This window comes from Mycobacterium sp. TH-M103 (assembly GCF_057473785.1).
This window is the reverse complement of sequence record NZ_JBYCLG010000383.1, coordinates 1-14,607: the sequence shown is the minus strand read 5'-3', so window position 1 is coordinate 14,607 and position 14,607 is coordinate 1. Positions and strand designations below refer to the sequence as shown.

Annotated in this window: 13 protein-coding genes and 5 pseudogenes; 11 read left to right on the top strand and 7 right to left on the bottom strand. The window is 70.3% G+C overall.

Annotated elements, in window-relative coordinates; translation table 11 throughout:
* Nucleotides 1-1,186, bottom strand: a 1,186-nt coding sequence (locus AC2VOR_RS21175) for a flavin-containing monooxygenase (RefSeq protein WP_486964459.1), incomplete at its 3' end; no start/stop codon positions are given.
* Between the two features lie 49 nt (nt 1,187-1,235).
* Nucleotides 1,236-1,865, bottom strand: coding sequence for a TetR/AcrR family transcriptional regulator (locus AC2VOR_RS21170; RefSeq protein ID WP_369741273.1), 630 nt, complete (start codon nt 1,863-1,865; stop codon nt 1,236-1,238).
* Between the two features lie 142 nt (nt 1,866-2,007).
* On the opposite strand from AC2VOR_RS21170, the gene AC2VOR_RS21165 reads away from it, so the two are divergent.
* Together AC2VOR_RS21165 and AC2VOR_RS21160 are read left to right on the top strand one after the other, a co-directional pair.
* On the top strand, nt 2,008-2,649 hold the full coding sequence (locus AC2VOR_RS21165) for a TetR/AcrR family transcriptional regulator (RefSeq protein WP_369741815.1): 642 nt from the start codon (nt 2,008-2,010) through the stop codon (nt 2,647-2,649).
* Nucleotides 2,646-3,438, top strand: a pseudogene (locus tag AC2VOR_RS21160) (LLM class flavin-dependent oxidoreductase); the annotation flags it as partial. The gene AC2VOR_RS21165 and the pseudogene AC2VOR_RS21160, both read left to right, overlap by 4 nt.
* A 57-nt stretch (nt 3,439-3,495) precedes the next feature.
* Here the strand turns inward: AC2VOR_RS21160 and AC2VOR_RS21155 are convergent.
* Entirely contained in the window at nt 3,496-3,963 is a 468-nt protein-coding gene (locus tag AC2VOR_RS21155; RefSeq protein ID WP_369741275.1) for an SRPBCC family protein, read from the bottom strand.
* A gap of 86 nt (nt 3,964-4,049) precedes the next feature.
* Here AC2VOR_RS21155 and AC2VOR_RS21150 point away from each other — a divergent pair, with 86 nt between their 5' ends.
* From AC2VOR_RS21150 to AC2VOR_RS21135, 4 genes are all read left to right on the top strand, one after another.
* Nucleotides 4,050-4,871 carry a mycofactocin-coupled SDR family oxidoreductase gene (locus AC2VOR_RS21150; protein WP_369741276.1) on the top strand — a complete coding sequence of 274 codons (822 nt, stop codon included), beginning with the start codon at nt 4,050-4,052 and terminating at the stop codon, nt 4,869-4,871.
* Between the two features lie 76 nt (nt 4,872-4,947).
* Complete coding sequence (locus AC2VOR_RS21145) at nt 4,948-5,160, top strand: heavy-metal-associated domain-containing protein (RefSeq protein ID WP_369741277.1); 213 nt, start codon at nt 4,948-4,950, stop codon at nt 5,158-5,160.
* Between the two features lie 194 nt (nt 5,161-5,354).
* Nucleotides 5,355-6,719 carry an alpha/beta hydrolase gene (locus AC2VOR_RS21140; RefSeq protein ID WP_369741278.1) on the top strand — a complete coding sequence of 455 codons (1,365 nt, stop codon included), beginning with the start codon at nt 5,355-5,357 and terminating at the stop codon, nt 6,717-6,719.
* A 239-nt stretch (nt 6,720-6,958) separates the two neighbouring features.
* Nucleotides 6,959-7,768, top strand: a complete 810-nt coding sequence (locus tag AC2VOR_RS21135) for a polysaccharide deacetylase family protein (RefSeq protein ID WP_486964457.1) — start codon at nt 6,959-6,961, stop codon at nt 7,766-7,768.
* A gap of 13 nt (nt 7,769-7,781) precedes the next feature.
* Here AC2VOR_RS21135 and AC2VOR_RS21130 read toward each other — a convergent pair whose 3' ends face one another.
* On the bottom strand, nt 7,782-8,231 hold the full coding sequence (locus AC2VOR_RS21130; RefSeq protein WP_369741280.1) for a MarR family winged helix-turn-helix transcriptional regulator: 450 nt from the start codon (nt 8,229-8,231) through the stop codon (nt 7,782-7,784).
* Nucleotides 8,232-8,306: 75 nt separating this feature from the next.
* On the opposite strand from AC2VOR_RS21130, the pseudogene AC2VOR_RS21125 reads away from it, so the two are divergent.
* The 5 genes and pseudogenes from AC2VOR_RS21125 to fadD1 all read left to right on the top strand — a co-directional run bounded on the left by AC2VOR_RS21125 (nt 8,307) and on the right by fadD1 (nt 13,723).
* Nucleotides 8,307-9,184: pseudogene (locus tag AC2VOR_RS21125) on the top strand (CE1 family esterase).
* 72 nt (nt 9,185-9,256) lie between these two features.
* The gene (locus AC2VOR_RS21120; protein WP_369741281.1) at nt 9,257-10,546 is read left to right on the top strand and encodes a lipase family protein; all 1,290 of its coding nucleotides are present in this window, start codon (nt 9,257-9,259) and stop codon (nt 10,544-10,546) included.
* 99 nt (nt 10,547-10,645) lie between these two features.
* Complete coding sequence (locus AC2VOR_RS21115; RefSeq protein WP_369741816.1) at nt 10,646-11,212, top strand: TetR/AcrR family transcriptional regulator; 567 nt, start codon at nt 10,646-10,648, stop codon at nt 11,210-11,212.
* A gap of 37 nt (nt 11,213-11,249) precedes the next feature.
* Nucleotides 11,250-12,017 carry an SDR family NAD(P)-dependent oxidoreductase gene (locus tag AC2VOR_RS21110; protein ID WP_486964456.1) on the top strand — a complete coding sequence of 256 codons (768 nt, stop codon included), beginning with the start codon at nt 11,250-11,252 and terminating at the stop codon, nt 12,015-12,017.
* 68 nt (nt 12,018-12,085) lie between these two features.
* On the top strand, nt 12,086-13,723 hold the full coding sequence (fadD1, locus tag AC2VOR_RS21105) for a fatty-acid--CoA ligase FadD1 (protein WP_486964458.1): 1,638 nt from the start codon (nt 12,086-12,088) through the stop codon (nt 13,721-13,723).
* Here fadD1 and AC2VOR_RS21100 read toward each other — a convergent pair.
* The 3 pseudogenes from AC2VOR_RS21100 to AC2VOR_RS21090 form a co-directional block, all read right to left on the bottom strand.
* Nucleotides 13,668-13,835, bottom strand: a pseudogene (locus AC2VOR_RS21100) (MarR family transcriptional regulator); the annotation flags it as partial. The gene fadD1 and the pseudogene AC2VOR_RS21100 overlap by 56 nt on opposite strands.
* Nucleotides 13,834-14,193, bottom strand: a pseudogene (locus AC2VOR_RS21095) (CoA transferase); the annotation flags it as partial. The pseudogenes AC2VOR_RS21100 and AC2VOR_RS21095, both read right to left, overlap by 2 nt.
* 184 nt (nt 14,194-14,377) lie before the next feature.
* Nucleotides 14,378-14,607: pseudogene (locus AC2VOR_RS21090) on the bottom strand (Zn-ribbon domain-containing OB-fold protein); the annotation flags it as partial.

Here is a 14,607-nt window from a genome sequence, read left to right as displayed (position 1 = left end):
TGAAGGTCTGCAGGTACTCGTCGTGGAAGCAGGGGCGCTTGCAGAAGTAGCCGTACCACGGCTTGAGCGCCTCGGCGGTCGCGCGGTCGGCGACGATCTTGTCGACCCGCGCCCGGATCTCCTCCATCTTGGCGAAGTCCGCCAGCTCGATGTCGCGGCCGCGCTGCTCGGGATCGGCCGATGCGACGCCGTCGCCGTCGTGGCGCATCACCGGGAGCTTGCGGGTGATGCTCGTCCACGCGTCGGCGACGAGGTCCTCGGCGGCCTGCCCACCGGCGGTGAGGATCTGGAAGTTCTCGATGCGCTCGCGCTGCCAGCCCGGCCGCAGCGTGTCGGCCCACCCGGGCTCGGTGGCGCGGTTGGCCCGCACGTCCACCGACGAGGGCGTGCGCTGGAAGACGTAGAGCCGCTGCGCCGCCGCGGCCAGGTGCGGCACGCACTGGACCGCCGTCGCGCCGGTGCCGATGATGCCGACGCGCTTGCCGGCCAGGTTCTCCAGCCGCTCCCCGGTGTAGCCGTAGTCCCACCGGCTGGTGTGGAAGGCGTGGCCACGGAAGCTGCCGAGGCCCTCGATGCCGGGCAGTTTGGGCTTGGCCTGGTAACCGTTGGCCATCGAGACGAACCTGGCCCGCATCTCGTCGCCGTGGTTGGTGCGGATAATCCAGCGGGAAGTCGTTTCTTCCCAGCAGATTTCGTGCACGTCGGTCTGTAGGCATGCGTCGCGGTAGAGGTCGTAGTGCCGCGCGATGCGCTGGCAGTGCGCGAAGATCTCGGCACCCGTGGCGTATTTCTGCGTGGGAATGTAGCCGAGTTCCTCGAGTAACGGTATGTAGACGTAGGATTCGACGTCGCAGGCGATCCCCGGATACCGGTTCCAGTACCAGGTGCCGCCGACGTCGGCCGCCCGGTCGATCAGCCGCACGCTGTCCACGCCCGACTGCCGCAGTCGCGCTCCGGTGAGCAACCCCCCGAAGCCGGCGCCGATGATCGCCACGTCGACCTCGTCGGTGAGCGGGTCGCGGGTGAACGTCCCGTCCGCCCAGGGGTCCTCGGCGAACCCGGCGAAGGCGCCCGCCGTCTCCACGTACTGGGCGATCCCTTCGGGCCGCAGCCGGCGGGCCCGCTCCTCGGCGTATTTGGCGCGCAGCGCCTCGACGTCGAATGCCAGGCCGGTGGTCTCGGTCAAGGTCTCGGGCTCCTGTTCCGCCACCCCGACTATATAATCAATCGTTTGATCATATCAAGGGTGCGTCGCCGAGCAGCGTGCCCCCGACCATCCGCTTGGCCGCCGCCAGCGCCGCGTGGTAGTCCTCCGGCGACAGGGTGGCCGCCAGTTCGGTCAAGCCGTAGACCAGCGAGTAGACGGCTTCGACCGCGCCGTGCGGATTCACCCATCCGGCCAGCTCACCCCGCTGGTGGCCATCGGCGACGACGGTCTCGATGATCTCGCGCAAGGCGTGGAAGCCGGTGTCGTGCGGGGCCCGGTAGCCCGGCGCGGCGGCGCCCTCGGCCCGGATCGCCCACTCGAAGGCGGCCAGGTCGGGATACTCGCGCATCAGCCGGCCCGACTCCTCGAGCAGCGCCTCGATTCGGTCGACGACGTCGCCGGGCCCGGCGGAGGCCGCCCGCAACCGCGGCAGCGCCACCTCGGTCCGCTCCGCGACGGCGGCCTCGATGAGCTCGGACTTGGTCGGGAAGTAGTTATAGAGGCTGGCGCTGGTCACCCGCGCGGTGCGGGCGATCTGGCGGATCGTCGCCCGCGAGTAGCCGACCTCGGCCACGCAGCGCATGGTCGCGGCGATGATCCGCCGCCGGGTCTCCTCGCCGCTGGAGCCGACCGGGCGACCCAGTCGCGTCTTGGTCATCGTGGTGTTCCTCCTGCCGACGCACGGTCCGTCGGGCGCGGCGTCGGCACGGCCGAATACGATCGGATGATCGATTAGTGTGGCACGGGCGCGGAGGTGCGCGGTGGGAGTTCGGCCGCCCAACGGACGGGCGTCACGCGGCATGGCCGGCACCGCGGCCCGGCCGGGCCGCCCGGTGGGCGCCGACGGTGCCCAGACCCGCGCGCGAATCCTGGGCGCAGCCATGCGCTGCGTGGCCGAGGTCGGCTACTCGCGGGCGACGATCCGCCAGATCGCGCGGACCGCCGAGATGACCAGCGGCAGCCTGTATCACTACTTTTCCAACAAGTCCGAGTTGCTCGACGCGGCCGCGCGCGAGATCCAGGAGATCGCCGTGCCCCGGCTGCGGGCCGCCGCCGCGCAAGCCGACGACGTCGTCGGGCGCCTCGAGGCCGTGCTGGAGGAGTCGGATCGGCTGATGCGCGAGTATCCGGACCTCGCCGCGTTCGAGCGGGCGATCCGCGCCGAGACCGCCGTCGCCGGGGCCGCGCGGCCGCCGCACGCGGGACTGCAGGCCCTGCGCGCCGTCATCGGCGAAATCATCGAGGACGCCCGGGCCCGGGGATCGCTGCCCGCCGACACCGATCCGGGCGCCGCGGTGGACGCCCTCTACGCCCTGACGCGGGGTCTGACGGAGCGGGCGGCCAGCCTGGCCCCCGCGCCCTACGCCGCCACGCTGGCCGCGGCCAAAGGGCTGATCCGGGGGACGTTGTTCGCGCGCGGGCCCGGCGGTTCCCGGCGTTGAGCCAGCTCACCGTGCTGCGGCTCAACATGACCAACGTCGCCGATCCGTCGACGCGCCACCGGGCCGCGCTCGAGATGGCGGAGTACGCCGACGGGCACGGATTCACCGCGGTGAGCGGCGAAGAACACCACCCGGCGGCCACCGGTTGGCTCCCGTCGCCGCTCATCCTGGCCGCGGCGCTGGCCGGGCGGACGCGCAACGTGCGCATCAGCATCAACGCCCTGATCGTGCCGCTCTACGACCCGGTTCGCCTCGCCGAGGACGTCGCCGTGCTCGACAACCTCGCCCAAGGCCGATTCGGCTTCGTGGCGGGCATGGGCTACCGGCCCGAGGAGTACCACGCCGCGGGCAGGGGCTGGTCGCGGCGGGCGGCGCTGATGGACGAGTGCCTGGGGGTGCTGATCCAGGCGTGGGGCGACGAGCCCTTCGACTATCGGGGCACGCTCGTCAACGTCACGCCGAAGCCGTGCACGCGTCCGCATCCGGTGTCCTTCGTCGGGGGCATGACCGTCGCGGCGGCCCCCCGCGCGGCGCGCTTCGGACTGCCGTTCTCGCCGCCGATGGCCATGCCCGATCGTCGAAGCCGTGTATCGGCGGGAGCTGAGCGAGCGCGGCAAAACCGGGTTCGTCCACCGCCCCGAGAACGGCAGCACCGTGACGCCGCTGCACGACGATCCCGACGAAGCCTGGACGCGGTACGGCGCGTTCGGGATGAACGAGACCGCCGAATACAGCGCGTGGAAGCGGGCGGGGGTGCCGCGGCCCAACGAAACCGCCGCCGCCTCGATCGAGGCGGGCTGGGCCCGCCTTCGGCTATGGCCGAGAAGGTGCTGACCCGCGTGTCAATCAGCGCGTGGCGTAGCGATCGCGCAGCTTGGTCAGTGTCGCCTCGATGCCCGCGGCGTTGGTCTTGCGGGCGCCGCTGAGTTCGAAGTACTTGTTCTTGACCGGGCCGGCGTCGCGGTAGTCGAACGTCTCGGTGACCCGCGTCAGCGTCGGCGACAGCGCCTCGAACTCCCACCGCCAGCGGTGGCCCATCGGATGACGCCACTCGACCACTTCGTCCGGCGTCAGGGCGGTGATCGTGCTGGTGATGCGGTACGGCACACCATAGAGCTTCATGTTGGTCGAGAACTTCGACCCGACGACGACTTGCGCGGGAGCTTTGACGGTGTCGCGAACGGTGCCCGACCCGTCGAGCTCACAGTGGCGGCGCGGGTCGGCGGCCAGCGCGTAGAGCTCCGACACCGGCGCGGCCACTTCCACGGACCGGCTTACCTGCCGGGGCCCGGCATCGACGACGGTGACGGTCACGATGTCTCCCTCCGGTCAGGCGGCTGCGCCGGGACGAACATTACGCTTCGCCGAGTGGGTCTTGGCGAGAAAGGAAGTCCATAATCATGAGCCAGTCGATCCCGGGCAGGGTGGCGCTGATCACCGGCGCCGCGCGCGGACAGGGCCGGGCACACGCGGTGCGGCTCAGCGCCGAAGGCGCCGACATCATCGCGGTCGACATCGCCGGACCCCTGCCGCCCAGCGTTCCCTACGACTCGGCGACGCCGGACGACCTGGCGGAGACGGCGCGCCTGGTCGGCGCCAACGGCAGGCGGGCCGTCGCCGCAGTGGTGGACATCCGCGACCTCGACGCGCTCAAAGCCGCGGTCGACGGCGCGGTCGGCGAGCTCGGCCGGCTCGACATCATCGTCGCCAACGCCGGCATCTGCAGCCCGGCGCCCTGGGATCGGATCACCCCCGAGGCGTTCCGCGACACCATCGACACGAACGTGACCGGCACCTGGAACACCGTGATGGCCGGTGCGCCGCACATCGTCGACGGCGGTCGCGGCGGCTCGATCGTGCTGATCGGATCGGCCGCCGGCATCAACATGCAGGCGTTCATGATCCACTACACCGCCAGCAAACACGCCGTGGTCGGGATGGCGCGCGCCTTCGCCGCCGAACTCGGCCGGCACAACATCCGCGTCAACAGCCTTAACCCGGGCGCTGTCGCCACCCCGATGGGCACCGGGCGGATGCGCGACGCGTTGCGTTCGGCCGCCGACAGCTACCCGCATCTGCGCGGCCTGCACAAGCCGCTGCTGCCGGAAGGCGTCGCGCAGCCCGAGGACGTCGCCGACGCGGTCGCCTGGCTGGTTTCCGACGCGTCCCGGCTGGTGACGGCCAGTCAGGTGTCGGTGGACATCGGGGTCGGCTACGTCTGAGGCCGGCTAGGCATACCTTGGGGGTGGCGGTGTTCGCCGGGTTGATACCCCTGCCGGGGATGAGGGAAGGAGCGTCGTGGCGACGAGCGAATACCAGGTCACCGGGATGACCTGTGGGCACTGCGAGGCCGCCGTACGCGGCGAGGTGAGCCAGCTCCCGGGCGTCGAGCGGGTGGACGTGAGCGCGGACACCGGCAGACTCGTCGTCACTAGTTCCACGCCACTGGACCCCGCCGCGGTGCTCGCGGCCGTGGACGAGGCCGGCTTCGAAGCGGTCCCCGTGGCGTGAGCGCGGACCCACCGATGCCCGAGAGCGCCGCGATGGCGTTCTGCAGCGTCTTCGTCGTCGGTAACGGTTTGCGCCCGCGCTCGTTTGCCGCCGGGACGCGCCCGGGCGGTATGGGATAGTTGATTCCGGCCTTTCGCGTCATCGCTGGGGGAACATGATGCCGGCCGCGACGGAATTAGCGAAGGTCAGGACTGTTGAGCAACTTCTTCGACCGGCTGTCTTTGCTGCACGGCTGGTTGCCGGCGACGGCCCAGGGGTTGGCGCTGTTCGTGACCTTCGCCGCGGTCGGGTGGCACCGTCGGCGTTGGCGTAGCTGGGCGCTGCCCGCGGTGCTGGGCGTCGCGGCGGCGGTGACCGCGCTGTCGTACTGGTACATCACGACGCTGGGCGTGGCCGGCGACCCTGCCCCGGTCACGCTGTGGCTTTGGATAGGGATGAGCGGACTCGCCGCCGCGGTGCTCGTGCTCGGCTGGCCGGGTGCCCGGTGGTGGCGGCGCGGGCTGGCGCTGCTGTCGGTGCCCCTGTGCGCGCTGTGCGCGACCCTGGCGCTGAACGGCTGGGTCGGCTACTTCCCCACGGTGCGCGCCGCGTGGAATCAGCTCACGGGGGTGCCGCTGCCCGACCAGATCGACCGGCTACGGGTGACCGAGATGCAGATCGCGCGGACCCGGCCGACCAAGGGCGTCGTGGTGCCGGTGATGACCGGCACCGACGGGTCGCACTTCCCGCACCGCCAGGAGCTGGTGTACCTGCCGCCGGCCTGGTTCGGCAGCAATCCGCCGCCGCGGCTGCCGGCGGTGCTGATGATCAGTTCGGCCTTCAACACCCCGGCCGACTGGCTGCGCGCGGGTAACGCGTTCAACACCGTCGACGACTTCGCCGCCCGCCATCACGGATTCGCGCCGGCCCTGGTGTTCGCCGACGCCACCGGCTCGTTCGACAACGACACCGAGTGCGTCAACGGCCGCCGCGGCAATGCGGCCGACCACCTGACCAAAGACGTCGTCCCGTTCGTCGTCTCGAATTTCGGCGTGAGTGCCGACCGCGCCAACTGGGGCGTCGTGGGCTGGTCGATGGGCGGTACGTGCGCCGTGGACCTGACCGTCATGCACCCGGAGACGTTCAGCGCGTTCGTCGACATCGCCGGTGACCGCGGGCCCGACATCGGCGGGCGGGAGCAGACGATCACCCGGCTGTTCGCCGGCGACGCCGCCGCCTGGGCGTCGTTCGACCCGGCGACCGTCATGGCCCGGCACGGTCACTACTCCGGGGTGTCGGGATGGTTCGACGTTCCCTCGTCGAGGACCCAGAACCTCGCCGAGGCCGGCACCACCCTCGCCACCGCGAGCGTCGACCCCGCCGCCAACCCCGAGGGTCAGGACACCGCAGCCCGGGCGCTGTGCGAGATCGCCGGCGCACACGGCATCGACTGCGCGGTGGTCACCCAGCCGGGCCGGCACGACTGGCCGTTCGCCGCCCAGGCGTTCGCCGCCTCGCTGCCGTGGCTGGCCGCGAAACTGAACACTCCCGAGACCGAACCCGTCCCGTTCCGGCACTGACCGCGGCCCGGTGCGGCCGCGCACGCGGACCCGGCCGAGCGGGGCGGGAAAACGTTGCCGATTCGATACGAATTTCACAGCTGACCCTCCCGTCACGAACCCGGCGCATTTGCTGCGGCGGTGCTACCGTTCGCTGCTGTGACGGCAAGGTCGGGCCATGCGGACGGTCGGCGCGCGGGACGGCCCGGTGCGCGCGGCCCACGGGCCCTCCGCCCGACCGGCTCAGGGCCGGCCCGGTGATGAACCGCCGCCGCTTCCTCGGGTCGCTCGCCGCGTCGGTGGTCGCCGGCGTCGGTGCCGCCCGCCTCGTCGTCGATCCGCCACCCCGGACGTTCGCGCAGGCCGCGGCAGGTTCCGTGCCCACCTCCGGTCCCCCCGCCCCGCAGGCCCTGTTGCCGCCCCCGCCGCCGAGCGCGCGCATCCCGCTACCCGGCGGCGGCGCACTGCGCACGATTCCCGGCCAAGGCGATCTGCTCGCGCTGACCCTCGACGACGGCGTCAACAGCGATGTGGTCCGCGCCTACACGCAACTCGCCCGGGACACCGGTGTGCGGATGACGTTCTTCGTCAACGGTATCTACGACTCCTGGACCGAGAACCGCGACATGTTGCTGCCGCTGGTGGAATCCGGGCAGATTCAGCTCGGCAACCACACCTGGTCGCATCCGGACCTAACGGCGGTGTCCCACAGCAGGATTGCCGACGAACTCACCCGCAACGACGAATTCCTGAAGAAGACCTACGGCGTCGGCGCGAAACCCTACTACCGGCCCCCCTATGCCAAGCGCAACGCCACCGTCGACGGGGTGGCAGCCTACCTCGGCTATACCGCCCCGACGTTATGGTCGGGCTCGTTGTCGGATTCGACGTTGATCACCGAGGACTACATCGTGCAGATGGCCGACCAGTACTTCACCCCGCAGGCCATCGTGATCGGTCACCTCAACCACCTGCCCGTCACGCACGTCTACCCGCAACTGATCGACATCATCCGGTCGCGGAGCCTGCGTACCGTCACGCTCAACGACGTGTTCCTCAGAACCCCGTAGCGGGCAAGCGCCGTCAGACGTCGGGCGTCGGAGAATTGGCGGCGAGCAACAGTTGCAGGCTCTCCCGCAGTTCGGTCAACCGGCGGCGCCCCAGGGTGGTCTCCCAGCGCGCCTCCAATTCCATTGCGCTGGAGTGCATTACACGCAGGGCATGGCGGCCTCGCGCAGTCAGATCGACGATCCGCGCGCGGGCGTCGTGGGGATCGGGCACCCGGGCGACATAGCCCTGCCGCTCCAGGGCGGCGATCCCCTGGGCCACCGCCTGCCGACTCACCTTGAGGCGGTCGGCGAGGTCGGACGCGTGCATCCCCCCGTTCATCAGCGGGACCAGCGCAACCGCCTGCGCGGGGCGGATCCCGTCGAGCCCCGCCGCGGCAAACGCGGCACGCAGGTGGGGAGCCCGCGACGCCGCCAGGAGGTTCACCAAAGTCGGCAGGGTGGGCTCCCAGTCGACGTCGCGCATGACGAACAGTGTGCCACGATCCCCGCGATTGACAATTTACTTGTCAAAAACGGGCGCCGCCGCCACGTTGAGATCATGCGATCTCGATGTGCCCGGGCGCTGGGCGGGTTCCTGCTGCCGATCCTGGTCGTCGTGCTCGGCGGGCGCCTGGGCGGCGGACATGCGACGGGAATGCCAGGGCCCCAACCGATCCCGGTGGGACAGTCCACCCAGACCATCCGATCGGGCGGCGTCGCCAGGACCTTCCACCTGTACCGCCCGCCGGGATTGACCGACGCGGTGCCGTTGGTGGTGATGCTGCACGGGGGCTTCGGCAGCGGCGCCCAGGCCGAGCGCTCCTATCGCTGAAACGCCGGGACCTGTTGCGGCGAACCCCGGCGCGGCAACGTCGACGATGTCGCATTCATCACGTCGATGGTGGGCGCCATCGAGGAGCAGATGCCGATCGACCGCACCCGCGTCTATGTGACCGGGGTGTCGAACGGGGCCATGATGGCGTTGCGCCTGGGCTGTCAGAGCGACATTTTCGCCGCGATCGCCCCGGTGGCGGGCACCCTGCTGGCCGACTGCCCGCGGGCCCGGCCGGCGTCGGTCCTGCAGATCCACGGCACCGAGACGACCGGGTGCGGTATGCCGGCGGGCCCGGAAAAGCGTTCGGGGTCAACGGCGCCCCGCGTGTCGACGGGCCCTCGGCGGAGTCGGTCAACGCCACCTGGCGTGCCACCGACGCCTGCGGGCCGCCCACCTCGGCCACCGCCGGCGACGTCACCACGCAAACCGCCGGCTGCGCCGACGGGCGGACCGTGGAGTTGATCTCGGTGGCCGGCGCGGGGCACCAGTGGCCCGGCGGCGCGCGCACGCCGCTGGCCGAGCTCGCCGGCGTACCCGAGCCGTCGACGGCGCTGGATGCGACCGACACCATCTGGCGATTCTTCGACGCGCACCGCGGCTAGACCGGCCAACCCAATCTCTAAAACTTTAGAGAGTACCTTCCGCTGACGGGCGGTGATTGTTACCGTTCCGTAATGCGCCGGTTTGGGGGAATCTTCGCTGTCCTACTGCTGATCGTTGCCGCATCGGCCGGCGTAGCAGACGCCCGGGCCGACGGCGGCGACGAGCCGCGATACGCCGAGTTCTACCTTCCGCCGGACCCGCTGCCGCCCGGCCGGCCCGGTGACCTGATCCGCACCGAGCCGTCGCGGCTGGTGCTTGAGCCCTCCGGCCAGTTGGGCGCGATCATGGCCACCGGCACCCGGATCATGTACCGCAGCACCGACACCCGTGGCAATCCGATCGCGGTCACCGGCACCTACTTCGAGCCCTACAACGACTGGCCGGGCAACGGACCGCGGCCCCTGATCAGCTATGCGCCCGGCACGCAAGGCCAGGGCAATCAATGCGCCCCATCGCGAATGTTCAACCAGGGCATCCACTATTCGGGTGGCTGGGACATCATGTTCAACTACGAAGAGATGTTCGTCGCCACCATGGTCGCCCGTGGCTTCGCCGTCGTGATGACCGACTACGAAGGCCTCGGCACCGTCTCCATGCACACCTACGTGGGCCGGGTGGCCGAGGGACAAGCGGTGCTCGACGCTGCCCGGGCGGCCATGCACTTGCCCGAAACTTCCCTGGATCCGCATGGGCCCGTTGCCTTCTGGGGATATTCCCAAGGCGGCGGCGCGACCGCGTCGGCAGCCGAACTTGCCTCGTCCTACGCCCCGGAGCTACACATCGTGGGTACCTACGCCGGGGCGCCGCCAGCCAACCTCAAGGAGCTGTTCCCCTACGCCGACGGCAGCGCCCTGGTCGGCGTCGTCGGATATGCGCTCAACAGCGTGATGGCCGCCTATCCCGAAGCCGCCGACCTGATCCGCTCGAAGATGACTCCGCGCGGGCTGGCGATGCTGGAGTCGGTGTCGCGGCAATGCGTCGGCCAGACCATCCTCGACTTCATGTTCCGTCACCTGCAGCCTTACTTCACCGAAGACATCGGCCAGTTGGTCAACGAGGAACCGTTCAGCACCCTGCTGGACGAGCAGAGGATCGGCCGCCACAAACCCAACGCGCCGGTGCTGATCGACAGCAACCGTTACGACCCGCTGGTGCCATGGACGGCGGCGAACCAACTCGGCCGCGACTGGTGCGACCAGGGCGCCGACGTCGAATTCCGCACCAACGAAGAGCCGCCCTTCCTCAACAAGCTCGTCATCAATCACGCCCTGCCAATGCTCGTCGACGGTGAACCGGCCATGCAGTGGGTCGCCGCCCGCTTCAACGGCGAACCCACAGCGCCGAACTGTGGTGATTTCTGAACCCTCTGGGGTCCCTCGTCCGGCGGATAGACTGGGCGCATCGCTGCACGTAGAAAGCACAACGCGCCCGCGCGGCGGCGCCAGCTCGCCGACGCCGCGATCGAACTGCTCGGCGAGAACGGGGTCCACGGCGTCAGTCACCCGAAGGTCGATGAGCACGCCGGCGTGCCGGCCGGCACCGCGTCGTTCTACTTCCGGACCCGCAAGGCGCTGCTGCACGCCGTCGCCACCCGGCTCGCCGAACTCGACGTGGCCGACTTCTCGCTGGTGGCCGAACTTGCCGAGGACCAGTCGACGCAATTCACGGGCACCGCGGGGCTGGCCCGCATCGTCATGTACGTCAACAGCGAACCCTGGTTGACCCGCGCCAAGGCGCGTTACGAGCTCGTGTTGCTCGCCGGCCGAGATCCCGAGCTGACGGCGATCCTGAGTGAGTCCGCGGCGCGGCTGTACGCGCTGGCACGCGAGGCCGTGACGCAGTGGTATCCCGCCGGCAGCGCGCCGGACCCGGCGCTGATCGAAGACCAGGCAGTCGCCACGCTGGCGTTCATCAACGGGGTCATGTTGACCTTCGTGGCGGGCCAGCCCGTCGTCGATGACGCCGAACGCCTCGACCGCCTGATCCGGGGCGTCATCGCGGGCGTGGCGCAAGTCCGCGGCGGCTGACGCATGGGCCGACATCACCGGCGGTAGCGTCTTGGGCATGTCAGATGCGTCACCACTGCACGACCGACGGATCCTGGTCACCGGCGCAGCGACGGGGATCGGCGCGGCCGCCGTCGGAGTCCTCACCCAGGCGGGCGCCGAGGTCGTCGCCACCTACCACCGGACACCGCCGCCCAACGACCTCGCGGCCACCTGGCTGCAGTGCGATGCCCGCGATCCCGACGCGGTCTCGGCGACGGTGCACGGTGCTGCCGAACACCTGGGCGGGCTCGACGTGCTGGTCAACGCCGCCGGGCTGTGGCAGGCCGGGATACCGGGATACATCGGCCCCGAAGAGATCTCGTTCCTGCTGGACACCAACGTCAAGGCGACGATCCTGACCAACCAGGCCGTCTACGCGGTGATGAAGGACCAGGATCCCAAGGGCGGCAAGATCATCAACTTCGGTTCGTCGGAAGCCGCTATGGGTAGCCCGATCTCGGCCGTCTACGCCGCCACCAAGGGAGCCGTGCAGGCGTGGACGCGGTCGGCCGCCAAGGCCTGGGCCGCCGACAAGGTCACCGTCAACGCGCTGGCGCCGGCGGTACAGACGCCCGGCGCCGAGCGGTTGCGGGAGTTCTTGGGCCCCGAGGCCGGCGCGCTCATCGACCAGCAGATGCAGATGATGATCCCGCTCGGCGGCACGCTGGGGGATCCCGCGCGCGACGTCGGCCCCATGCTGGTATTCCTGGCCGGTTCCGGCTCGGACTTCATCACCGGGCAACTGCTCGCCGTCGATGGCGGGCTGATGATGGTGGGCGGATAGGGCGCCGCGGCGCCCCGCTAGTATAAGACGGACCGTCTCGTCTCGTTAACGTTGAGTAGGTGGCCCCGATGACCGAGGACACGATTCAGGCGCTGCTGCGCAAGCGCATGTCGGATACGGCGGTGGCCGTCAAACACGCCGATTTGCAATGGGATTGGGACCGATACCTCGCCGAGGCAGCGGCCCGCGCGGCGGCCCTGATCGCCGCCGCCGACCCGGAGCGGCCGTTGCACGTCGGCGCGCTGCTGGGCAACAACCCCGAGATGCTGAGCCAGATGGCGGCGGCCGGGCTCGGCGGCTACGTGCTGTGCGGCCTGAACACCACCCGGCGCGGCGAGGCGCTGGCCGCCGACATCTCGCGCGCACACTGCCAGTTCGTCGTGACCGACGCCGAACACCGGCCGCTGCTGGACGGCCTGGACCTCGAGGGGACGCGGGTCCTGGACACCTCGACACCGCAGTGGGCCGAATTCGTCGCGGCCGCCGGTGAACTCGTCCCCCATCGGCAGGTCACCGCGATGGACCCGTTCATGATGATCTTCACCTCCGGCACGAGCGGAAACCCCAAGGCCGTGCAGGTCTCCCACCTGATGGCCACGTTCGCCGGCCTCAACCTGGCCCAGCGCTTCGCCCTGACCGAGCGGGACACCTGCTATGTGTCCATGCCGCTGTTCCACTCCAACGCGGTGGTCGCGGGCTGGGCTCCCGCGGTGGTCTCCGGCGCGGCGATCGTGCCGGCGAAGTTCTCGGCGAGCAGCTTCCTCGACGACGTCCGCCGCTACGGCGCGACCTACATGAACTACGTGGGCAAGCCGCTCGCCTACATCCTGGCCACCCCGGAACGCGACGACGACGCCGACAACCCGCTGCGCGTCGCCTTCGGTAACGAGGCCAACGACAAGGACATCGAGGAGTTCGCGCGCCGCTTCGGTGTCCAGGTCGAGGACGGCTTCGGCTCCACCGAGAACGCCGTCATGGTGATCCGCGAACCCGGCACGCCCAAGGGCTCGATCGGCCGGGGGGCCGAGGGGGTCGCGGTGTACAACAGCGACACCGTCACCGAGTGCGCGATCGCGCGGTTCGACGCCGACGGCGCGCTCGCCAACGCCGACGAGGCGATCGGCGAGCTGGTCAACACGACGGGTTCGGGCTTCTTCACCGGCTACTACAACGACCCAGACGCCAACGCCGAGCGCATGCGCCACGGCATGTACTGGTCGGGCGACCTCGCCTACAAGGACGCCGACGGCTGGATCTACCTGGCCGGGCGCACCGCCGACTGGATGCGGGTGGACGGCGAGAACCTGACCGCGGCGCCGATCGAACGGATCCTGTTGCGCCACGGCGCAATCAACCGCATCGCGGTGTACGCCGTCCCGGACGAGCGCGTCGGCGACCAGGTGATGGCCGCGGTCGTGCTCAACGAAGGCCACACCCTCGACCCCGACTCGTTCGCGGCGTTCCTCGACGCCCAGCCCGACCTGTCACCCAAGGCCCGCCCGCGGTATGTCCGCATCGCCGCCGACCTGCCCAGCACCGCCACCCACAAGGTGCTCAAACGCCGGCTGATCGCCGAGGGCACGACGATAGGCGAGGGCGAAACGCTCTGGGAGCGCGAACCGCGCGGCACCGCCTACCGCAGCGCCGCACCTACTCCCGCGGCGCGCGGCGGCGGATCTGCCCCTTCGACCGCCGCACCCGTTTGACCGGATCCCTGGCCGTGCCGCAGGCGATCTCGTCGCACAGTTGCGTGATGTTGGCGATGTCCGCGTACAGGCCGCGGATCGCGTAGTCCAGGACGGCGAAGGAGAAGCGCTCCCGTCGCGCCGAACGGCGTCACGGCCACCACCACCGCGGCCGGGCCGGTGTGGGCGGTGATGTCCTCGAGCGTCCACCCGTCGGTCAGGTCGGTGACCACGATGTCGGCGCCGGCCAGCAGCGCAGCGATCTGCGCCTCGTCGCGGCGCACGACCGAGCGCTTGCCGGCCGCGAGGTAGTCGAACAGCGCTCCGGGCGCCCCGCCAGCCGACCAGCGGCGCATCGAATCTCCCTGTGGGGATTCGAGTTTGACGACGTCGGCCCCGGCGTCGGCGAACATCTTGCCGCAGTACGATGCGGCGATGCCGTTGGACGACTCCAGCACGCGCCAGTCGGCGAAGGGGGCCGTCACGTTCAGTGGCCCAAAGTGGTCGCGCGTCCCGCGATCCCGGTCACCTCGGCCGTCACCGGCTGCGCTCCCTGTGCCCGCGAGGCGAATTGGGTCATGCGCGTCCAGGCGTCGCGGTCCCGCCGGCCGGCCCGGTGCCCGACGTGGGTGACCACGTCGACGTCGGTGGCCTGGGCGCGCAGGTACCCGGCCAGTCGGCGGGCTCGTAGCGCAGCATCGTGACGTCGTGCTCGGGATAGTCGAAGAAGACCGGACGCACCCGCATCCCGACCCGCAGGCCGTCGGGATCGACGTTGACCATCTCGGTGGAAAGCCTCGGTCCCTCATCCCATTCGACGATGGCGAGCAGTTGCGGCACGGCGTCGGCGAAGTGCGGGCCGACGGGCCTGCGGGCCACCGTGTAGGTGTACAGCGTTCCCAGGC